This window comes from Parabacteroides goldsteinii, from assembly GCF_020091425.1.
GTDB classification, from domain to species: Bacteria; Bacteroidota; Bacteroidia; order Bacteroidales; family Tannerellaceae; genus Parabacteroides; species Parabacteroides goldsteinii.
Window position 1 is genome coordinate 6,291,033 of the sequence record NZ_CP081906.1, and the last position, 21,631, is coordinate 6,312,663.

At 43.6% G+C, this 21,631-nt stretch carries 20 protein-coding genes; 7 read left to right on the forward strand and 13 right to left on the reverse strand.

All coding sequences use genetic code 11. The features are described 5' to 3' along the window. Window positions 1-23: 23 nt before the first annotated feature. On the reverse strand, window positions 24-488 hold the full coding sequence (gene queF, locus K6V26_RS25855; protein WP_009859863.1) for a preQ(1) synthase: 465 nt from the start codon (window positions 486-488) through the stop codon (window positions 24-26). A gap of 8 nt (window positions 489-496) precedes the next feature. Next, window positions 497-1,168 (reverse strand): 7-cyano-7-deazaguanine synthase QueC, encoded by a 672-nt coding sequence (queC, locus tag K6V26_RS25860; RefSeq protein ID WP_195586767.1) that lies wholly within the window; start codon window positions 1,166-1,168, stop codon window positions 497-499. A gap of 237 nt (window positions 1,169-1,405) precedes the next feature. On the opposite strand from queC, the gene K6V26_RS25865 reads away from it, so the two are divergent. Further along, complete coding sequence (locus K6V26_RS25865; RefSeq protein WP_010800762.1) at window positions 1,406-2,863, forward strand: OmpP1/FadL family transporter; 1,458 nt, start codon at window positions 1,406-1,408, stop codon at window positions 2,861-2,863. 276 nt (window positions 2,864-3,139) lie between these two features. On the opposite strand, the gene K6V26_RS25870 is transcribed toward K6V26_RS25865, so the two are convergent. The 5 genes from K6V26_RS25870 to K6V26_RS25890 all read right to left on the reverse strand — a co-directional run bounded on the left by K6V26_RS25870 (window position 3,140) and on the right by K6V26_RS25890 (window position 7,752). Then, window positions 3,140-3,460 (reverse strand): T9SS type A sorting domain-containing protein, encoded by a 321-nt coding sequence (locus K6V26_RS25870; protein WP_009859860.1) that lies wholly within the window; start codon window positions 3,458-3,460, stop codon window positions 3,140-3,142. Window positions 3,461-3,546: 86 nt separating this feature from the next. Then, window positions 3,547-4,461, reverse strand: a complete 915-nt coding sequence (locus K6V26_RS25875) for a ribonuclease Z (protein WP_010800761.1) — start codon at window positions 4,459-4,461, stop codon at window positions 3,547-3,549. A gap of 320 nt (window positions 4,462-4,781) precedes the next feature. Then, window positions 4,782-5,936 (reverse strand): cytochrome d ubiquinol oxidase subunit II, encoded by a 1,155-nt coding sequence (locus K6V26_RS25880; protein WP_009859858.1) that lies wholly within the window; start codon window positions 5,934-5,936, stop codon window positions 4,782-4,784. An 11-nt stretch (window positions 5,937-5,947) separates the two neighbouring features. Then, window positions 5,948-7,513 (reverse strand): cytochrome ubiquinol oxidase subunit I, encoded by a 1,566-nt coding sequence (locus K6V26_RS25885; RefSeq protein ID WP_224264225.1) that lies wholly within the window; start codon window positions 7,511-7,513, stop codon window positions 5,948-5,950. A gap of 11 nt (window positions 7,514-7,524) precedes the next feature. Next, window positions 7,525-7,752, reverse strand: a complete 228-nt coding sequence (locus K6V26_RS25890) for a DUF4492 domain-containing protein (RefSeq protein WP_009859856.1) — start codon at window positions 7,750-7,752, stop codon at window positions 7,525-7,527. Window positions 7,753-8,039: 287 nt separating this feature from the next. Between K6V26_RS25890 and K6V26_RS25895 the strand changes: the two genes are divergently transcribed. The 5 genes from K6V26_RS25895 (at window position 8,040) to K6V26_RS25915 (ending at window position 11,866) form a co-directional block, all read left to right on the forward strand. Next, window positions 8,040-9,512 (forward strand): Gfo/Idh/MocA family protein, encoded by a 1,473-nt coding sequence (locus K6V26_RS25895; protein ID WP_009859855.1) that lies wholly within the window; start codon window positions 8,040-8,042, stop codon window positions 9,510-9,512. A gap of 20 nt (window positions 9,513-9,532) precedes the next feature. Next, window positions 9,533-10,387 (forward strand): 3-keto-disaccharide hydrolase, encoded by an 855-nt coding sequence (locus K6V26_RS25900; RefSeq protein WP_048318178.1) that lies wholly within the window; start codon window positions 9,533-9,535, stop codon window positions 10,385-10,387. 169 nt (window positions 10,388-10,556) lie between these two features. Next, window positions 10,557-10,922 carry a DUF6249 domain-containing protein gene (locus tag K6V26_RS25905; RefSeq protein ID WP_048318179.1) on the forward strand — a complete coding sequence of 122 codons (366 nt, stop codon included), beginning with the start codon at window positions 10,557-10,559 and terminating at the stop codon, window positions 10,920-10,922. A gap of 9 nt (window positions 10,923-10,931) precedes the next feature. Beyond that, a complete protein-coding gene (locus K6V26_RS25910) occupies window positions 10,932-11,495 on the forward strand; it encodes an RNA polymerase sigma factor (RefSeq protein ID WP_009859852.1) in 564 nt (187 codons plus the stop codon). Further along, window positions 11,492-11,866 carry a hypothetical protein gene (locus tag K6V26_RS25915; protein ID WP_009859851.1) on the forward strand — a complete coding sequence of 125 codons (375 nt, stop codon included), beginning with the start codon at window positions 11,492-11,494 and terminating at the stop codon, window positions 11,864-11,866. The genes K6V26_RS25910 and K6V26_RS25915 overlap by 4 nt, the downstream gene beginning before the upstream one ends. Window positions 11,867-11,970: 104 nt before the next feature. Here the strand turns inward: K6V26_RS25915 and K6V26_RS25920 are convergent, their stop codons facing one another. The 6 genes from K6V26_RS25920 to surE form a co-directional block, all read right to left on the reverse strand. Beyond that, on the reverse strand, window positions 11,971-13,053 hold the full coding sequence (locus K6V26_RS25920; protein WP_224264226.1) for a hypothetical protein: 1,083 nt from the start codon (window positions 13,051-13,053) through the stop codon (window positions 11,971-11,973). A 16-nt stretch (window positions 13,054-13,069) separates the two neighbouring features. Continuing rightward, window positions 13,070-13,609 (reverse strand): hypothetical protein, encoded by a 540-nt coding sequence (locus K6V26_RS25925; RefSeq protein WP_195438997.1) that lies wholly within the window; start codon window positions 13,607-13,609, stop codon window positions 13,070-13,072. Window position 13,610: 1 nt separating this feature from the next. Further along, window positions 13,611-14,180, reverse strand: coding sequence for an RNA polymerase sigma factor (locus K6V26_RS25930; RefSeq protein ID WP_370449600.1), 570 nt, complete (start codon window positions 14,178-14,180; stop codon window positions 13,611-13,613). Window positions 14,181-14,274: 94 nt separating this feature from the next. Then, window positions 14,275-15,018, reverse strand: coding sequence for a NigD1/NigD2 family lipoprotein (locus tag K6V26_RS25935; RefSeq protein ID WP_009859847.1), 744 nt, complete (start codon window positions 15,016-15,018; stop codon window positions 14,275-14,277). 82 nt (window positions 15,019-15,100) lie between these two features. Further along, the gene (lpxB, locus tag K6V26_RS25940) at window positions 15,101-16,234 is read right to left on the reverse strand and encodes a lipid-A-disaccharide synthase (RefSeq protein ID WP_224264227.1); all 1,134 of its coding nucleotides are present in this window, start codon (window positions 16,232-16,234) and stop codon (window positions 15,101-15,103) included. Further along, window positions 16,231-16,995, reverse strand: a complete 765-nt coding sequence (gene surE / locus K6V26_RS25945) for a 5'/3'-nucleotidase SurE (RefSeq protein WP_009859845.1) — start codon at window positions 16,993-16,995, stop codon at window positions 16,231-16,233. Before surE ends, lpxB begins: the two co-directional genes overlap by 4 nt. Window positions 16,996-17,971: 976 nt before the next feature. Here surE and K6V26_RS25950 point away from each other — a divergent pair. Continuing rightward, on the forward strand, window positions 17,972-21,625 hold the full coding sequence (locus tag K6V26_RS25950; protein ID WP_224264228.1) for a DUF6383 domain-containing protein: 3,654 nt from the start codon (window positions 17,972-17,974) through the stop codon (window positions 21,623-21,625). Window positions 21,626-21,631: the final 6 nt, after the last annotated feature.

The following is a 21,631-nucleotide window of genomic DNA, read 5'->3' on the forward strand; positions in this document are numbered from 1 at the left end:
GCATCTGCTACCGGAAAATACTTTTATGCGTTATGGTTGAAGAGGCGTTGTTCGGCCAGTTGCTCGTATTTGGTACCCGGACGGCCGTAGTTGCAGTACGGATAGATGCTGATGCCACCGCGAGGGGTAAAGATGCCCGTCACTTCGATATATTTCGGGTCCATCAGCTTGATAAGGTCTTTCATGATGATGTTGACACAGTCTTCATGGAAGGCTCCGTGGCTGCGGAAGCTGAAGAGGTATAATTTCAGACTCTTGCTTTCCACCATCTTCACATCGGGTATATAGTCGATATGGATAGTCGCAAAATCGGGCTGTCCGGTGATGGGGCAGAGGCTGGTGAATTCGGGGCAGTTGAAACGTACCCAGTAGTCATTACCTTGATGCTTGTTGGTAAATGCTTCCAGCACTTCCGGGGCATAATCCTGTTTATATTCGGTAGAACCGCCCAGGAGGTGCAGTTCGTTTTCATTCTTTCTTGTATCCATTTTTGCAGTTACTTGTTAACTGTTAACTTCCTTTTAAGGTATTTCTCTAATCCTTCCCGACGCAGTTTGCAGGCGGGGCAATGGCCGCAACCGTCGGCTGGGACGCCGTTGTAGCAGGTCAGTGTCTGCGTGCGGACCAGGTCGAATACGCCCAGTTCGTCGGAGAGCTGCCATACTTCGCTTTTATTGCGGTCCATCAGAGGTGTATGGATGACGAACTGTTCATCCATCGCCAGGTTCAGCGTCACATTGAGCGAGCGGACGAAGGTGTCGCGGCAATCGGGGTATCCGCTGAAATCAGCCTCCGATACGCCGGTGACGAGATGGAAAATCCCTTTGCTCCGTGCCATGATGGCAGCGAATGTCAGGAAAACCATGTTCCTTCCCGGTACGAAGGTGTTCGGATAACTGTCGGCCGGTTTGTCTTCATCCATTTCGATAGAAGTGTCCGTCAACGAGTTAGGTGCCAGTTGGCTGATTAGTGATACGTCCAGCAATTGGAACGGCACGTCGGCATCGGCAGCAATCTTGCGTGCAATATCAATTTCGAGGGAATGTTTCTGGCCGTAAGTAAAACAGACGGCTTCTACGCGTTTAAAGTGCTTCTTGGCCCAAAACAGGCAGGTGGTGGAGTCTTGTCCACCGGAGAAGCATACCAGAGCGGCATCTTGATGTTTCATATTTTTCTTGTTTTATACGTGGTTCAGCAAGCACACGGCAAGGGAAACGTTCCTTTGCGTTGCAAAGATAAGGAGATTTTCTGAATTATTTATTCTGTGGAGAAATTGCACAATAAATGCGGAAATGTGCCGCACATTCTTGTTAAAAGTGTGCAATATTAAAGAAAAGTCTTTATCTTTGCCGGCGTTTGCATCTGAGAGGATGTTATAAGAGAGGTATTAATTAATGAATATTTTATGAAGAAAGTTATCGCTTTAGCATGTCTTTCCATGCTTCCGATGTCGTATGCAGCGGCAGAGGGTTACCAGGTTAACGCTCAGAGTACCAAGCAGGCAGGTATGGGACACGTAGGTGTAGCCATGAAGTTGGGTGCAGAAAGCATGCATTTTAATCCGGCTGGTCTGGTGTTTATGGATAAGAACGTGGATTTGTCGGCCGGTATTACCGGGGTGTTTGCCAATGGTAAGTTTACGGGAGATGATGGTTATGTACAAAAAACGGATAATAAGGCAAGTACTCCTTTATATGTATATGCCGGTTTCAAGATTTATGACTTCCTGGCAGCCGGTATCAGTGTAAACACTCCTTATGGTAGTGCGATTAACTGGGGACGCGACTGGAAAGGTGCTCACCTGGTGCAGGATATCTCTTTGAAGGCATTCAATATTCAGCCAACTGTTTCCTGGAAGATTATGGATAACCTGAGTATCGGCGCAGGCCTGATGATGGAATTCGGTAATATTGAACTGAATCGTGCCTTGATTGCTCCGCGTGCCATGACAGGTTTGGCTGAGAGCATGATGGGGCAACTTGGTCCGATACTTGAAGCAAAGCCGGAATTGAGACCGGTTGTTGACCAGTTGGTCACAGAAATGGCTAAATATGACGAAGTATCCGCAGCTTCTGCTTCTTTGAAAGGAGATGCAGGTATCCGTTTCGGGTTCAATGTGGGTGCGATGTATGATATTAACGATAAATTCACGGTCGGTTTATCTTACCGTTCAAAGGTGAAAGCCCGTGTGAAAGAAGGTGATGTCCGTTTGAGCTATGCTAATGAATTAGGAATTAAAGGATTGTTGGAACAGGTAAATGGCTTGGTTGGTCAGCTCCAGGCAAGTGGCATCACTATTCCCGGTATTCCTGAGGGCGGAATCAATATTCCTCCACTGGACCAGGCTACTTTCTCTGCTGAACTGCCTCTGCCGGATAACTGGAATGTCGGCCTGACTTACAAACCCAATGACCGCTGGATTGTTTCCGGTGAAGTTCAGTTTGTAGGCTGGGGTGCTTACAACTCTTTAGTTGTGAACTTCTATCCGGCATCCGAATTGAGCGATTATGATATCGATGCCCCGAAGAAATATAAAAACTCACGTATCTATCGTCTGGGAACTCAGTTTGCAGCAACAAACCGTCTGGACCTTCGTTTAGGTGCATATTTCGACGAAACTCCGGTAGAAGATAATTATCTGAATCCCGAAACTCCGAGTATGAACAAACTGGGTATCACTGCCGGTTTGAGTTTCCGTCCGTTACAGTCTTTATCCGTTGATTTTGCATTCTCTTATGTAACAGGTTTCGGGCGCGACGGTTCTTATACCGACCTGGACCTTTTAAAGAAACCCCGTACATTCGGCGGACATTACAACGTATATGCCTTGATGCCGTCTATCGGTCTTTCCTACGCTTTTTAACCTATACATATATAATTACAGAAGAAGAGGGCTTGTCTTGGTGGCAGGTCCTCTTTTCTTTTCGGGAAGACGGAGGTTTGTTTTATTCGGGAAGAACTTATAGCTTGTGCGGATGAAATAAAAGTTCCATCAGGGTGGGGAAATAAGCCCATTGCAGTGGGGATTTTTCCCCATTATGGTGGGGACTTTTCCCCACTGTGTAAAAAACTTTGGGGAAATTAGAATGAGATGTGATGGATATAAATAAAAAGATATCCAAAAACAACGGAGATGTATTTAGCGGATGGCTACTTTGCGGACAGTTTCGCCGATGCGGACGATATAGTAACCTTTGGCGATGTTAACGGTGTATTCGCCATCCGGTTGTTTCAGCTCGATTTCCTTGACACGGATGCCTACTACACTGTATATTTCCAGCTTGCTTCCGATGGGAGCATTCTTCACAACCACCTTGTTGTCGTAGGCGCTGATTTCGATAGAATCGGGTTCTGCTTGCTTTATGGCATGCGTTGCCTGAACCGTTTGCTGCGCACTTGCAATAAACGGGGAACCAACGTAAGCGCTGATCAACAGGATTATGGAAAATAATATTCTCATATTCGAAACCCTAAATTCGTACAAATGTATGAATAATTTTGAATATGCTGGATATTTGGCAGTTATTATTTAAGAAAACCACGATATTATATAGGCAAAACCATCCCTTCGGCTCCGAGAATGGTGCCGGGATATACTTCTTCCGCTTCACGATGCAATGTTGCCAAGTCCTCGTAACGGGCAGAATAATGGCCGATAACGAGGCGTTTGACACCGGCTTTCAGAGCGATGTCTGCCGCTTGCCGTGCTGTAGAATGGAATGTTTCTTTGGCGCGTGCCTTGTCGCATTCGGCAAAGGTCGCCTCATGATAAAGAAGGTCTACCCCTTCAATGATCGGGATGACGGAAGGATTGTAGGCCGTATCCGAGCAATACGCATACCGTTTGGGGGGAGCTGCCGGGCGTGTTAGTCGTGAATTGGGAATCACTTCTCCTTCCGGCGTGACATAATCCTCTCCCAGCTTGATATCCTTCATGCATCTGACGGGGACCTGATAGAAGTCGGTCATCTCGCGGATGATATGGGCTTCTTTAGGCTTCTCGGCAAACAAAAAGCCGCAGGTCGGGATACGATGTTTCAGGGGAATGGAGTAGACGGAAAGCGAGCGATCCTCCATAATCAGCGAATGACTACGTGTATCCACAGGATTGAAACGGACTTCGTAAGGCATGCCTTTGCAGAATGTATCCAATACCGGACGCATATAGTTTTCGATCTCTTTGGGTGCATGTATCACCAGTTCGCCGGTGCGTCCCAGCATACCGAGTGTGGAGATCAAGCCGGGCAGACCAAAACAATGGTCACCATGCAGGTGGGATATGAAAATATGATTCAACCGACTGAATTTGATACGCATATGGCGCATCTGCACCTGTGTGCCTTCGCCACAGTCTATCATATATAATTTGTCCCGTAAATCTACTACCTGAGAGGTTGCCAGATGCCGTGTTGTAGGTAAGGCCGAACCGCATCCCAAAATGTTTAAATTGAAATCTGCCATAAAGGAATCCCTTGGATAATTGTTTGCAAAGATAATACAAAAGCATCTGTGTTCTGTGAAAAATAACAAAAAATGCGGTCGGATTGTTCCGAAGATGCTTCGGATTACATATATTTGTTTGCTGTCCTAAAGGAAGCATTCTATAGTAAGTAAAAAAGACTTAAGATATTTTATTCTAAGCCTTAACTAACTTTTTCTTTTTGTTTAAAACGGTTAAATGTAGAAACGGCCAAGCGTGAGCTTCGCCGTTTCCTTTGTTTTATGGGGTATGTTTCTTGCAAAGGGCGGTTTGCGAACCGCCCGTACGGACGCCGTGTTCTTTAGTAAGTGTGCCCGTCTTTCTGTTCCATCTCTTCTGCGTCGATCTTATGAAGATCGAGTGCCCTCCATGCATAGAATATATAAGCCAGCACGAACGGAACGAGAATGGATACGTAACTCATCACTTTCAGCGTGAACGGACTTGATGAACTATTCTGAAGAGTCAGCGAACTTTGCAGATCGGTCAACGACGGATAATAAGCCGTGTTGTTCCAACCGGCACAGAGCAATAACGCCAGTACGGTGAGGACGGTCCCTGTCCCGGCAAACCAGATTCCTTTCCGCCACGTTTGCGACAGGATTGTTTTAATAATACCGAACAAGACAAGCACTACGCCCACCAGCAGAACTGCCAGTACAGCCGGCATCTCGATCAGGTTGATGAAATATTTATAAGGCTGCATGAACACCTCCTGCGTTTCCGGGTTCACGGCAAAACCGTCTACCAGCATCAAACGTACGAGGAACAGCAGGAAGAACACCAGGAACAAAGCTGTTTCCGGTATCAAGCGTTTCCGGCAGCGGCTCACTATATCCTTATTGTCAATATTGTTGATGAAATAGAGCAATGCCTGCACACGTGCCAGGAAGAATACGGCCAGCCCGAGACAAACGTTCCAGAATACAAATGCTGCTTCCAGCCCGTGCAGAGAGTTATTCCAGGTCGAGATAACCGGCATGGCAATATCTGTCATTTGTCCTTTATTCACTGAAAATTCGGCTCCGTTGAAGAAAGTCCCTACGGCAGTTCCCAGCAGGATCGGGCCCAGCACGCCGTTGATGATCAGGAATACCTGGTAAGTCTTTTTGCCCAGTAAGTTTCCTTTTTTAGCTTGGTATTCGTAGGATACGGCCTGTATCACGAAGCAAAGCAGAATGAGCATCCATACCCAATAAGCACCGCCGAAACTGGTCGAGTAGAATAAGGGGAAAGAGGCAAAGAAGGCACCACCGAAAGTAACCAGCGTTGTGAAGGTAAACTCCCATTTACGTCCGGTTGAGTTTAATAACATCTTTTGTTCCAGCTCCGTCTTCCCGATCGAAAAGAGCAATGACTGACCTCCCTGTACAAAAAGCAGGAATACTAACAGTGCTCCCAGCAGGGATACGAGGAACCACCAGTAATGTTGTAATAATATATATGTACTATCCATGGTGTATATTTTTAGTTTTCATTGTTAGTAGATACGGCCGGTCCTTTCTTGATAGCCTTCACCATAATTCCCACTTCGGCAATCAGTAAGATGGTAAACAGGATCAGAAACAGGAAGAAAGTGGTCTGTACAGACGATGTAGCCAGTTTGGAGATAGATGCGCTTGTCGGAAGAATATCCTGTATGGCCCAGGGTTGGCGTCCCACCTCGGCAACGATCCATCCGGCCTGTCCGGCAATGTATCCCAGCGGAATCGACCACAGGCATACTTTCTGAAGCCAGCGGGTGTCTTTGAACTTGTCTTTTTTACTCCAGATGATCGCAATGATAAAGAGCAGGATGAAGTAACCTCCCAAAATCACCATGATGCGGAAGGAATAGAACGTCATTCCTACATGAGGAACCAGGTCGCCCGGATCTTTGATGTAACCGTAACCGAAATAAGGAAAGTTTTCTTCAAGTGTCGCCCGGTATTGTTTGGCGGCCGCTTCGTCTTTCTCTTTCTTGGCTTCGCGGTATTTGGCGAGTGATTGGATAGCCAGTTGCCCTTTGGCGATCTTTTCGGTAGCGGAAAGGGCCGGTGTGCCGTCTTTGGTTTCATATCCTCCTTCGATCAGATTATTGATACCCGGCACATATCCGTCTATCTTGCGTTCTGCCAGCAAAGACAGCATTTTGGGTATTTGTATATTAAAGATGAACGGCTCTACATTATCTTTATAACTGGTCTTTTCCGGATTCAGCATCCCGATGCCCACCAGTCCGACACCGTTTCCTCCTTCGTAAAGGCCTTCCATGGCAGCCAGCTTCATCGGCTGTTTCTGAGCAACCTGATAGGCGGAACCGTCACCGGTCCAAAGGATCAGTAAAGAAGCAACCAGTCCGAAAATGGCGCTGATCTTGATACTTTCCAGGGCAAAACGCGTTTCCCGTTTCTTCAACAGATACCAGCTACTGATGCCTATTACAAATAACGCACCTACGATCCAGCCGGATAATACGGTGTGGAAGAATTTATTGATGGCGACAGGCGACAAAGCGACAGCCCAGAAATCGAACATTTCGTTGCGTACCGTGTCCGGATTGAATTGCATACCTGCCGGATGCTGCATCCAGGCATTGGCGATCAGAATCCACAGGGCGGATAAGGTGGCTCCGATAATGGTCAGCCAGGTAGAAGCCAGGTGGAAACGTTCGCTCACCTTGTCCCACCCGAAGAACATAACCGCGATGAATGTCGCTTCCATAAAGAAAGCAAGGATACCTTCGATGGCCAGCGGCGCTCCGAAAATATCACCGACGAACCAGCTGTAGTTCGACCAGTTCGTCCCGAACTCAAATTCGAGAATCAGACCGGTGGCAACACCGATCGCGAAGTTAATACCAAACAGCTTCATCCAGAACTGAGCTGTCTTTTTCCAGAATTCGTCACCTGTTTTGTAATAAATGGTTTCCAGTATTGCCTGGATCACACCAAGCCCTAAAGTCAGGGGTACAAAAAGCCAGTGATACATGGCCGTCAGAGCGAACTGCGCCCTCGACCAGTCAATCAAAGAAGTGTCAATGCTTTCGATCATAATTATATTAATTAAGGAGTAATTGCTCGATTGATCAATTCACCCGATACGTGTTCCTGTTTCTCGGAATCGCTGTCAAACTGTCCCAGGTAATTAGGAAAGAAAAACAGTTTTAATATAAAAAACATGATGAAGAGCTTGACCAATATAATCAGCCATAGCGTTTTACCCAGCTTCATTTCACGAAATCCTTCCAGGTAAAATTGGTAAATTCGAACAAGTATTGGTTTCTTTTTCATGTTCAGCTCTTCATTTATATAACAGAAATCCGGTGAATATGTTTTGTGCTAGACAAATATAAAAGAAAGAACGACTTTTCAAACACCTAGTTCTATAGATAATATTTATGAAAAAATAGACATTGTCTATAAGCACTGTTAAAAAAAACTATTTTGAAAAAGAAAGCGGGAAGGACGGCTTGTTGTTATTTTCGCATTGGCTATATTTGCGTCAGTTTGTGTTTTTAAGATGTGACAATTGAATCAGAATATTATTATTAAGTGCTAATCTATAAAAAATTATTACTATGTCAAACATCACTAGAAGATCATTTCTTCAAAGAGGCGCAGCCGCTGCTGCTGCTTTGACCATTGTTCCGGGTTCCGTTTTAGGAAAAAGTCATGGGTATGTGGCTCCAACAGATAAATTGAATATTGCTGCTGTCGGTATCGGCGGTATGGGACATGCCAATATTAATGCTGTAAAAGGAAGTGAAAACATCGTTGCTCTTTGCGACGTGGATTGGAAATATGCGAAAGGCGTATTCGACGAACATCCGAATGCTAAAAAATATTGGGACTATCGCAAGATGTACGATGAGATGGGTAAATCTATTGATGCCGTTATTATCGCTACAGCCGACCATACACATGCTATGATTACGGGAGATGCGATGACATTGGGCAAACATGTTTATTGTCAGAAACCGTTGACACACTCTGTGTACGAATCTCGTTTGTTGACTAAACTGGCTGCTTCTACAAATGTTGCAACTCAGATGGGTAACCAAGGTTCTTCTTCTGAAGATACGGATTTGGTTTGCGAATGGATCTGGAATGGCGAAATCGGTGATATCACAAAAGTTGAATGTGCGACAGACCGTCCTATTTGGCCGCAAGGTTTGAATACTCCGGATAAAGCAGATAAGGTGCCTTCTACATTGAACTGGGATTTATTTACCGGTCCTGCCGAATTGAAACCTTTCAACAAAATTTATCATCCTTGGAACTGGCGCGGATGGTGGGCTTATGGTACAGGTGCTTTAGGCGATATGGCTTGCCATATCATGCACACTCCGTTTAAGGCATTGAAATTGGGTTACCCGACAAGCGTTGAAGCTTCCTCTACTTTGTTGCTTCGTGATTGCGCTCCTAATGCACAGCATGTGAAGTTTATTTTCCCGGCTCGTGAAAATATGCCGAAACTGGCCATGCCGGAAGTTGAAATTCATTGGTATGACGGTGGTATGATGCCGAATCGTCCGGAAGGTTTCCCGGAAGGAAAAGAATTGATGGGACCTGGTGGCGGTCTGACTATTTTCCATGGAACGAAAGATACATTGATTTGCGGTTGTTACGGACAGCAGCCGTTCTTGTTGTCAGGTCGTGTTCCAAATGCTCCTAAAGTATGTCGTCGTGTAAAAGGACATGAAATGGATTGGGTACGTGCTTGCAAAGAAAATGCATCCAGCCGTGTACAAACAAAATCGAATTTCTCGGAAGCCGGTCCGTTCAACGAAATGATCGTGATGGGTGTATTAGCAGTTCGTTTACAGAGTTTGAACAGAACATTGAAATGGGATGGCAATAACATGCAATTTACGAACATCGGTGATAACGAAATGATAAAGACTTGTATCAAAGACGGTTTCACTATCAAAGATGGTCATCCTTCGTTTGCAAAAGACTGGACAGATCCTGTTAATGCAAAACAGTTTGCAGCAGAACTGATCAAGCACAACTATCGCGATGGTTGGAAATTGCCTGATATGCCTAGATAACAGTTTTAAACTACATAAAAATGAAGAAGTCAGTATTATTTGTCAGTGCCGCGCTGATGATGTGCTATTTTACATCTTGTGGCGGTGGAAAGAAAACAGATGAAGCTGCTGCCGATGCAACAGCCGAAGCAAAAACAGAAGCAGCTGTGCCTGAATACAAATTATTGGATTTACCGACAGTCGACCTGTCTAAATTCCCGAAAGATGCCGATGGTTGGATTACTATGTTTGATGGTAAAACACTGAATGGCTGGAGAGGATATGGCCGTGCAGATGCTCCTGCAAGATGGAGTGTGAATGACGGTGCTATTTATATGAAAGGTTCTGGTGCCGGTGAAGCTGGTGCTAAAGACGGTGGTGACCTGGTATTTGCTCATAAGTTCAAGAACTTTGAACTGGAATGGGAATGGAAGGTAGCTAAGGGTTCTAACTCAGGTGTATTTATCATGATCCAGGAAGTGGAAGGACAACCTTCTTATATTTCTGCTCCTGAATACCAGATTCTTGACAACGCAAATCATCCGGATGCTAAATTGGGTAAAGATGGCAATCGTATGTCTGCTTCCCTGTATGATATGATCCCGGCTAAACCGCAGAATTCTAAACCGTTCGGCGAATGGAACAAGTCTAAGATCATGTGTTACAAAGGTACGGTTGTTCACTATCAGAATGACGAACCGGTTGTTGAATATCACTTGTGGACACAGCAGTGGAAAGAAATGTTGGACAAGAGTAAATTCAGCAAAGACAAATGGCCGTTGGCTTATGAACTGCTTATGAATTGTGGTGGACCTAACAAAGAAGGTTTCATCGGTTTGCAGGATCATGGTGACGACGTTTGGTATCGTAACATTAAGATTAAAATATTGGATTAATCTTTCCGTAGTTTACGGATAACTTATTGATAAATACCCGAAATCGGAGGTGCATCCGGTTTTCGGGTATTTTTTTTGAAAATAGTTTGTCATTCCTGTAACCTTCTTTCCAGAACGTTAGTCTTATCTGTAAACGAAACAAATTAGAAACAAATTAAATATTGAAATTATGGAAGATTGGTTGATTCCCCTGGTTGCAATTGTTTGTGCGGTAGGCTTGCCCGTAGTGTTGCTTATTGTACTTGTAGTAAGAACTACCCGGACAAAACATGAAGAGCGTATGGCTATGATCGAGAAAGGTATTGTATTGGAAGAGCCGGAAAGGAAGGTGAATAAATTCAATGCCCTGCGCAACGGTTTGCTGATGATCGGGTTGGCTTTGGGTGCTATTGGTGGTATATATCTGGATGATACGATGCCGCATGACTGGGCTGGTTTTTCTGTTGTTATCTTTACAGTTTTAGGTGGCGGTATAGCTTATCTGGCCTATTTCTTCATTGTTCTCAAGATGTTGGAAAAAGAGAAAGAACAATAAACCGGATTGATGGACGAACAAAAATGGATAAAAAGCATTCTGGCAGGGGACACCAAAAGTTTCTCCTGCTTCGTCGCGAAGTACCAGCAGATGGCATTTACGATTGCCTTCCGCATACTGGAGAATCGCGAGGAGGCAGAAGAAGTCGTGCAGGATGCTTTTGTCAAGATGTATCGTGCACTTCCGTCTTTCCAGTTTGGCAGTAAGTTTTCTACCTGGTTCTATAAAATTGTCTATAATACGGCCATTACCGCCCAGCGGAAGCAATCCGTATTCGACAGTTATGATGATGCTATTGCAACCGATCTTACAACCAGTGAAGTAGATAGCGCAACGGCTATCCTGGAGCGGGAAGACCGGAAAGAAATAATTGCACGTGTATTGAAAAAGTTACCAGCCGACGAGAGCCTGGTACTTAATCTCTTTTACCTGGAAGAGTGTTCCATTGCGGACATCGGTCAGATCACGGATCTGACGCCTTCCAATATTAAAGTAAAATTGTTTCGGGGACGTAAGCATTTCTACGAGACATTACAGTTAATGATGAAGAATGAAACAGCGAATGTGTTATGAGTACATCAGATAAAGATATAAACCGCTTGACCGGCAAACTTCTGAAAGAAGGAATGGTTAAGCCATCTCCGGATTTAAGCCTGCGGATCATGGAGCTTATCATGCAGGAAGAACCGTTGAAAGTACCGGAAGTGAAAAAGGCCCGGATGAGTTCCGGAATGCCCCCTTTTATGATTGTTGGCATCATTATTGCATATCTCGTCGTATTTGCCGGCGTATTGATGCTTTTAGGCCAACAACCCGCAGGAAGCGTTGATCATATGCTGGAAGGGATAAAGGATAAACTGCCGTTTATTATGACAATTGCGGCTATCGCCGGTTCGCTGATATTTTATTCGGCACTGGATAAAGTATTGGCATTGCGATTTTGATATTATCAGGCTTGAATTGTTTATATTGACAAGTTGTAACTGTTTCCCCTCTCAAGAGGGGAATTAGTTACTCCCGTCACTATAACAAATAGTATATTCTTTTTCTATTTTAACGCCTTCACATTAATATTGCTGTAATTATTTCCGTCGAAATTGATGCGTCCCTTGTTTCCGCCGTTGATTTCATAGTAATGGTTCACTTTATCCTCTGTCGAAGAGTTTGTGATGTTGAAACCACTGACATGACGGTTGGCATATTTCATGTTTTCGGCAGCGATTTTGAAAGAGGCTTTTGCCGGAACGCTGATATTCAGATTGCCATAGCGTGCATCTACATTCACCTGTTTGAAGTTGGCAGACAATTCTTTTATTGTCAATGTGCTGTAAGCCAGTTCATCCACATTCAATTCATCTTTTACCGAACCGATCATCGCTTCGCTGTATTTGATCTCCATATAGCCTTTGTCAAGACTTTCGATTTTTATATTACCATACTTGTTTTCCAGATTGATCTGGCCGCATTTCTTAATATTCATATTCGAATACTTATTGTCGGCATTCATTTGTTCTGCATCGCCGACCGAGACGTTTCCGCAGTATCCCAGGTCCAGATTCGCCTTCGTTACATTATTAATATCCACATTCCCGTATTTAGCTTCCAGGTTGAGAGGCTGGGTGAAACTGCCGGCATTCAGGTTGCCGTACTTCACCTGTATCGTGCTTTTGCCTTCATTCTTGTCCGGCAGATTGATGTTCCCGTATTTCTGCGACAGGTTGATTGACAGTTTCGAAGGCATGCTGATAAAATAATTGATCGTAAACCGGATATTGGAATTGTTATTACCCCAGTTTTGCTGTTTCAGCGAAGTGATGGCGGAAACCGTATTCCCGCTTTTCTTTAGTTCGATGTTCACACGGTCGATGCAAGCCTGTGCAGCATCCGCACTTTCGGCTTTTGCCTCTATCTCAACGCGGATTGCCACTTCATTCTTGTTCCAGTGCGTGATGGTCGTATTGCCGTAACGATTGTCCGTCATCAATAGGTCACTCAGGCTGACGTCAAAAGATTTACTGATTTCTTTCTTCTTAATACTTTCCGGTTTTGCACCCCAACTGATAGCGGTACTAGCGATGAGTAACACTGCCAAAAGTAATAAGGAACGGCTTTTTAATTGTTTTGTATTCATGATATATATATATATTTTATTTGTCATCATTATCGTTTGTAACTATTTCCATCTGTTTCAGCATGATGTTCAGGCTTTCGACACTCGCACTATAATGCTGGTTCATTGCGAACAGGCCGTCGTTCGAGCAAGGCAGTGTCGGGAGGATTGTTTCTTCAAACATATAGTTATCTTTCAGAATCCTTTTGCTTTCCTGTAACAGGCCGGCGGCTCCCGGAGTTTTTTCCTTTTTATACAACGATTCCATTTGCGCCATGATATCGTTGATCTGCATCTTGTAATACATCTGAAGTTCGCCAAATTCCTTTTGCTGGCTGCACTGTTGCTGTATGGCAGCTTTTTGATTTACAGGAGCAGGCGTCCCACCCGGCATGCGGAGCAGGAGTATCAGTGCAATGGCGGCTGCGGCAGCGAAAGCAGACAAACTATATAGTTTGAAATGTTTCCTGCGGGCAGGCGGCAGTTTCTTTTCGAAGCGTTCGAAGTGACCTTCCGGCATAAGGTCATCTTCAAATGCTTCTCTATTGGTGTCTATGAAATTCTTTAATTTGTCCATGTCAATTTGCTGCTATAATGTCTAACAATTTGCGCTTTGCCCGCAGATATTGGCTGCGTACGCTTGGCGGCTGAATGTTCAGGATAGAGGCAATCTCTTCCATATCATATCCCTCGAAGAGGTAGAGCGAGAGGATTACGCGGTAACCGGCGGGCAATTTACCGGTTGCCTCTTTCACCTGTTTTACCGAATAGGCTATCTCCTCTTCGTTCGGTCCGTCCGGCTCCGGATCGGCATAGTTGTCGGATAGCTCCTCCCATTCCGGTGTTTGCCGGCGCACATAATCGATGGCCGTATGGACTGCTATCCGGTGTATCCAGGCTTCGAAACATTGTCCATCTTTATATTGGTCGATGTGCGTGAAGATTTTCAGGAACGAATCCTGCATGGCTTCTTCCGCTTCACCGCTGTTGCCGACAATGCGCAGGCAAGCTATGTACAATCGCTGTGCGAATTGTTTGTACAAGCCCAGTTGCGCACTCCGTTTTCCTTCCCGGCAACCCTTTATTAGTTGTACTGTTGTTTCGTTCATTTGTTTATATAAACGAGAGAAAACGTCCGACCGTTGCATCTCTGTCACAAAATTAGACAAAAAAAAGAAAGGCATCATCACGATGCCTCTCTCCCTGAACTAAATGATAAAAATAAAAGTTATGTGGGAAGGTTTAATTTGTCACTTGAAAATTCTCGGCTCCCAACATCGGCGCTTTACCGGCAGGGGTACCTGATTTGTATTTAAGTTCAATCGTATCATCACCTTCATACGATTTATACTTCACCTTCATCGTCACTGTATCACCGTTTGTAGGCGGCAGACTATTCAGTCTGAATGAGGCCAGGCCCCATCCTTGTCCACCCGACAAGTTGTTGTATGCATTATGACGGAACTCCAGTTCATATGTATCCGTATTGTTCATCTTCACCAGATTGAGAAAATGTTTGGTCGATCCGTCGAAATAAGATTCGAACTGGAAGTTAATATAACCATCCTCAATCCATACGGACTTCATCCATAACGGATCATTGCCGTAATATTCATCATTTTTCTCGCCCAGATCGCCAACGATCGATTTAGTCAATACACTGTCGATTCTGTTTACACGGACTGCATAATCATATCCTTCTGCCATGTGGCTGGTCGAATCTCCCAATAATGTAAAGTTTATAAAAGCACGTCTTTCTTTATCTACCCCGAAATAAGGAGTAACGCCGGATGCCGGCCAGAAAGTCGTTGAATCATCCCATTGCAGGTAATAGGCGTCATTCCCTAATGGTTTGATCGTAGCTATTCCAAAACTGTATTTATTAGAAGAATTGCTGTCATCATCTAAACAAGAATACATGGTAAAGGTCGCCAGAATGGTTCCCAGAACCAGTATAAAAGTTTTCAACGTCCTCATCACATTCATATCACAATTGTTTATTTTCCCATTCTAAAAGGTTAGATGGAAGAATAACGGAAAATGCTGCAAAAGAAAATGATAAAAGATGTTAATGCTTCAGTGATTGGTAAATAAGTTCGGCTGTACGTTGTGAAGCACCGGGTTTTCCGAGCATCTGAATGATCTCGTCGTAACCGTCGAGCATCTGTTGACGGTAAGCTGTATCGTGAAGTATTTTGCCCAGCTCATCGTGTATCTGCTGATAAGAGAAGCGGGCGCCGAACAATTCCTGTACGACTTCGCGTCCGGCAATCAGATTCACCAGCGAGATATATTTGGTATGGAAGAAATTGCGGAAGATAAAACTGGCCAACGGTCCGGCCACGACGTAATAACAGACTACCTGCGGTACGCGGAATAGTGACGTTTCAAGCGTTGCCGTACCCGAGGTGACCAGGGCGGCCCGGCTGTGTTGCAGCAGGTCGTATGTCTTGCCGAAGATGATTTTGGCAGGATGGTTTCCTATATATTGTTTGTAATATTCCGGTTCCAGTCCGGGAGCTCCGGCTATAACCGGCTGATAGTCGGGATAGGCGGCTGCCACCTCCAGCATGGTCGGAAGGTTATCTTTGATTTCCTGCCGACGGCTTCCTGCAAGGAGGGCCAGGATGGGTTTATCCGGCAGTCCTTCATCGGCCATAAACGTATCGGGGCGGTTGGCTTGCTTTTCTTTATATTGGGCAACCGAATCGACAGATGGATTTCCTACATAATCGACCGAGTAATCCAGCTTGCGGAAAAACTCGGTTTCAAAAGGCAGGATGCAGAACATCCGGTCTACATAACGGCGGAAGTCTTTGATACGGTACTGTTTCCAGGCCCATATCTTGGGAGAAATATAATAGTAAACAGGCAGATGCAGCACTGTCTTTACGAATTTGGCTATTTTCAGGTTGAATCCCGGATAATCGATCAGTATCACCACGTCCGGCTGATATTTCCGGATATCTTCCTGACAGGTTTTCATATTATTCAGGATTGTTCGCAGGTTGAGCAATACGGGGATAAAACCCATAAAAGCCATCTCTTTGTAATGCTTTACCAATGTGCCGCCTACAGCCTGCATCAAATCTCCCCCGAAGAAACGGAAATCCGCCTCCGGGTCTTTTTCTTTTAATGCCGCCATCAGGTTCGACGCATGTAGGTCGCCCGAAGCTTCGCCTGCGATCAGAAAATATTTCATCCTTCCCAGTTTTTGTATTTCTCCATCCATTCGTAATCCGTCACATCCAGTTTGCAGGGCACCAGCGAAGCATATCCGCTGTCGAGTGCCAGCATATCGTTGTCCGGATGAATCGGTTTAGCATTCTCGAAAGAACCTGTCAGCCAGAATACCGGTTTGCCGGTTCCATTCTCCGAGCGTTTGTATTCCTTCACCCATTTTCCGGCAGCCTGACGGCAAATCTTCATGCCTTTGACTGTATCCACTTTCGGTACATTCAGATTCAGATAGGTTCCGGTAGGTAATCCCTCTTTCAGTACACGGCGTGCCACCATACGTCCCAGGCGGCAACATTCTGTAAAGTCGGCATCCGGATGATGGTCGAGCAACGAAACTCCCAACGAAGGAACTCCGAATACGCATCCTTCGGCAGCAGCTCCCATCGTACCGGAATAAAGAACGGCTATCGCCATATTGCCACCATGGTTGATACCCGAAACGAGCAGGTCCGGCTTACGTTCAAGCACTTCATTGATAGCCAGTTTTACACAGTCCACCGGCGTCCCTGTACATTCGTAGATTGTAAGTCCGTGTTCTCTCTTCACCAGATTATATCTGATTGGATTTTCAGAAGTAATTGCACTGCTCATGCCCGAACGTGGGCCGTCGGGAGCAAATACGACTAAATCGCCCAGGTCTCTCAGGCATTCAGTTAACTCTTTAATACCTTTGGCATTTACGCCATCATCATTTGTAATCAGTATCAACGGTCTATCATTCATCGCAACTTCTTTTAAATATCACTACAAATGTAACGATAATCTTTTGACGGAGGATGCTTTTAATTTTTTCTTAACGTTCGGAGAGAGTTACTTCCGGTCAGTACAATTTGAGTTTCTGGAGTTTATATTTGTTTTATTTAAAAGGGAGTCATCGACTGTGTTTGTGGCTTTTGTCTGTTGGTTATCACGCGTTTATGGGGTGACGCCGGCAGTTCTGTTGGGCGTCACTGTTGTAAAGTGATAAAGCAAGCGGAATGACGGTTCGGCTATTATTTTTTACTTATCGGGAACTAATCCGTCACGTCCGTATATCTAAGGAGTAAGTATGGTAATTCTAAGTGTTTTTCTGCTTACTTTGATTTCTGTAATATATACTTTTCTAAAAAGTAATGCTATCATTACAAAAAAGTAAGTTATATACTACAAATACGTAAGGCTAGCTTTACATATTTAAAGGTGCTATATTTTACTCTTAATTTCAGGGTGTTTAATATTTAATTTTCCGTATGTTGTTTTTTACCTTTTACTAGCCTGTTCGAGTGAGTCTGTTTGTATAAAAATAGTATGAAAAAGTGTTGGTGACGCCGGAATAGGATGGTGGATTCATCTGTTAATTGATTGACTTACAGTTGGTAATCCGGTGGGCTTGTGAGGATGACTCCGTCTGTATGGATAAATTTGTGGGTAAAATAGTTTTAGATCTCATGGAAAGCGAAGATCGGTATCTGTTTAGAATGTGCGTATGACTTGAAAATCAACTCTATGTAAATGCAATATTAATGTACGTGCGTACATCTTAATATATAAGAAGTGTTTTATCTGATGAAATAGATGAATAATGGACTAAAAAGAGGGGACAGAAATGACTAGCTAAAACGATCGATTATTTTAGTCATAGGTTAAGAGGACCTTTTGAGGGTGATCGTATTGAATAAGAACTTATTACACTTTAGTATTAATATTAAATTTTAGAATTATGAACAAAAAGTTTTCTACTCTGGTAGGATGCTTGGCTTTAGGAACGTTGTTCTCAGCAAATGCACAGACTGTACAAGATGCTTATCGCACATTTGCTACAACTTCCGTATCCAAAACATCTACAGGTAAAGCTGGTCTATCTGCTTTGACTGGTGGTGCAACATTCAACGGGGCTGCTTGGTCACAGGATGTTTACCATATCCAAGACAATCTTCTTTATCAATTACAGGTAACTGCCGGAACCAATATCCAGGATGATGGTACAGATCCTTATGTATTGATTCAGGAAAGAAACTATGAAACAGGTAAGATTTATCTGAAAGCAGTTAAATCCAGCGAAGCTCCTCTGAATGCTTCTTTGTGGACAATCAACTATGACAAGGAAGATGGTGTAAGTGGTGGTAAGTTTACTTATGTAAACAAAGAAACTGGTTTCGCATTGACATTCGATCACGAACGTGCTGCAAAAGTTGGTACAGCTCCAAATGCTAAAGCAACAGCTGCTGTAGAAATGAATGGTTGTACTGACAACTGGTCATGGTACACAGTAAACAGCAATGTAAATCCTTTTGATTATTCTCCTGTATTCTCTTATCTTCACAATCAGGCAAACAATCAGGTGATGTGTTTGGTAGTTGCTGATGATGCTACAGTAACAGGTGATTTGGCTACTGACGGTATGAATAAAACAGGTGTACTGTTGACTTCTGCTGTTTACGATTCAAATGTAGCTGGTCCGTCAGTAGGTAACATTCCTACTATTGCAGTAAATCTTAAGCCGGTGGTTGCTAATCCGATCATCATGACTGCTGACGATTTGAATGCTCGTATGGATGCTGATTTCCATGCAACTAACTTCGAATTCCTGTTCAACCCGAATACATTGGAAGGTACTGCTCCTTTTACAGGATCATTTGTTGCAGAAGAAGATGCATTGACTTTAGGTTTGGCAGAAGTTGCTGCAAATAAATTCAACCTGAACTTCAAGATCGGTAACAAATATCTGTTGGCTGATACAGCTCGTTATCAGGAAGAAAAATATGCTCCTTCAGTTTCTCCTTCTGTTCAGTTTGCCGTAAAAACTCCGGTTTCAACAGATGGTGATTATATGAAAGCTCGCTACTACTTCAAAGCGACTTATTTCCCGACAAACGACAGCTTGCTGATCGAACCGTTGAATGCTGCTGTACAGGAAGATGCTGAATTCAATGCTCATACAGATTGGAAGGCTTCAAAAGCTTGTACACAATATTTCGAAAACGATTATACTGTAGCAAATACGTTTACTAATACTAAAACATACGCTACTACAGGTTCTAATACAGTTTCTTTAACAGCTGCTACAATCCCGGGTCAAACTAATCCGGTACTGACAGTTGCCAGAGACAACCGTGATGAATTTAAGGTAAAAACATCTATTGTACGTCCGTTCGAATATCTGACTCGCGGTACAGTTGCTAATGGTTTGTATTTCATTAATTTGTATACAACTAAATCTTCTGTAGAACGTGCTAACGGTATGTATATCGTTGAAAACATGGAAGGTAACATGATGTATGACAACCAGGCAATGGATCAGGACTTCTCTTTGATGCCTGCTACACAGTGGGTTGTTGAACAGTTGGATTGCAACGATGCTTCAAGCGTAGCACGTCGTGTGAAGATTCACAACCGTGAATATGCTGATCAGGTATTTGAAGGTCAGTTGTATAATATGGGAACTACTGCTGCTGGTGAAACAATCTACCGCTTTATCGACCGTACTTATGTAGGTGGAAATGATAACAAGGGTATGTTCAATAACCAGAATCTGGGTGTTCAGGATTCTATCATCTTCACTGCTGTAACTTCTCCGATCGCTAAGACTGCTTATCACGGATACAAGAAGTTCACTGTTGATGAACTGAGCAATGGTATTGAAAACAACTATACTATCAAGTATTACCATTTCAATAACGATAACCTGTATTTGCAGAGTGAAGTAGGTAAGATCTCTAAAGCTGAAGAAGCAACAGATCCTACAATCTATGAAATCGCTGAAGCAACATTGCCTAATAATAAAGGTGCTATTGTGAACAATTTTGGTTATTCGTTGGCTGGTTATCAGGATTTGGAAAGAACAGCTTATGTTTTGAAACTGAAAGATGCTAATTTATTAGACAACGATAAGAAGTATCTTGCATTGGTTAAAAATGCACAGGATAACAATTACTACTACGAAGCAGTTAAGAAAGCTGATATCGATGGTGTAAAAGCTAAGTGGGCTTACTTCTATCTGAAAGCTGATCAGGTACGTTCTGATGCTAATAATGCTGTAACTGATACTTGCTATGTATTGGTAGACATTCAAAATACAAATGGTACATTAGAAGAATCTAATGGTTGGAACAAGGCTAATGTTGTAGATGGTTTGGGTACATTACGTTTCTCTAGCTTGAACGACAATCCTGAAGATCGTGCTTCTGCATTCTACTTCCAGCACAAGATCCGTCCGCAGTATATCGATATGACTGCTGATTATGACATGCCGATGAACAATGTAGTGAAGATCTACAGAAAGAGCGGTAATGCAAACGAATATCTGTTCGAAGACGGAAATGACAGCAAAAACGTAAGCGCTTCTCAACCGATCGCAGACGTTCAGTTCTTAGGTATTGAAAGTAAGGGTGTTTCAGCTGACGCTGCTGCTATGTATGTTGACAAAGTTCTGTCTTCTAATAAATTCATGCCTCAGTACTTGTTTGCTGTAGACGTAGATTCTATTCCTGACGGATTCCTGTGTGGCAGCAAAACTCATGGTTATTGGGAAACTGAAGCTGAAGCAAAAGCTGCTGATGACAATCACTATGTAGCTTACAATGGTTACGTGGCAGGTCGTTTCTTGGTTAACTATACTGACTCTGTTCAGCCTAACAATAATGTAATGACTGATGCTGACAAATTCAAATTCGAAAATTACACTCGTTTAGGATTTGTAGAAGGTGTTCATCAGGTAACAACTGATGCTAAGGGTAATGTTACTGCAGAAACTCTTTATATCCTGAATAATGGTAAGACTTTGGCAGATGTTACTACTATCGTTAACAATACAGAAACAGGAACAAAAGTAATTGACTTCGATTTGCTTCGTGCTAATTCTGTAGCTAATGTACTTGACGGTACTCATAAGAACTATGCATTCTCTCTGAGAAAGATCAATGACCAGGCTGATGAAACTGCTGATGCAAGTGAAGGCTTCCTGATGGAATCTAATGGTCAGGGTTCTGCTATCGGTTCATTCGCTGGTGCTTGGGTGAAAGTTCTTAACGGTATTCCTGTATTGGCTCAGATTACACCGACAGGTGATCATGAAGACATCTCAGCTTCTATCAACGAAGTAATCAACCAGTCTCAGGTATTCCACTTCGGTCAGACAGACGAAACTCCGACAGAAAACGAAGGTGTTAAGACTACAGAAGTATCTGTATCTGTAATTCCTGGTGCTGTTGTAGTGAAGGGTGCTGAAGGTAAGACTGTTGCTATCAGCAACGTTCTTGGTCAGACAATTGCTAACACAGTAATCACTTCTAGCGAAGCTACAATCTCTGTTCCTGCAGGTATTGTATTCGTAGCTGTTGAAGGCGAAAGCGCTGTTAAAGCAATTATTAAATAAGAAATT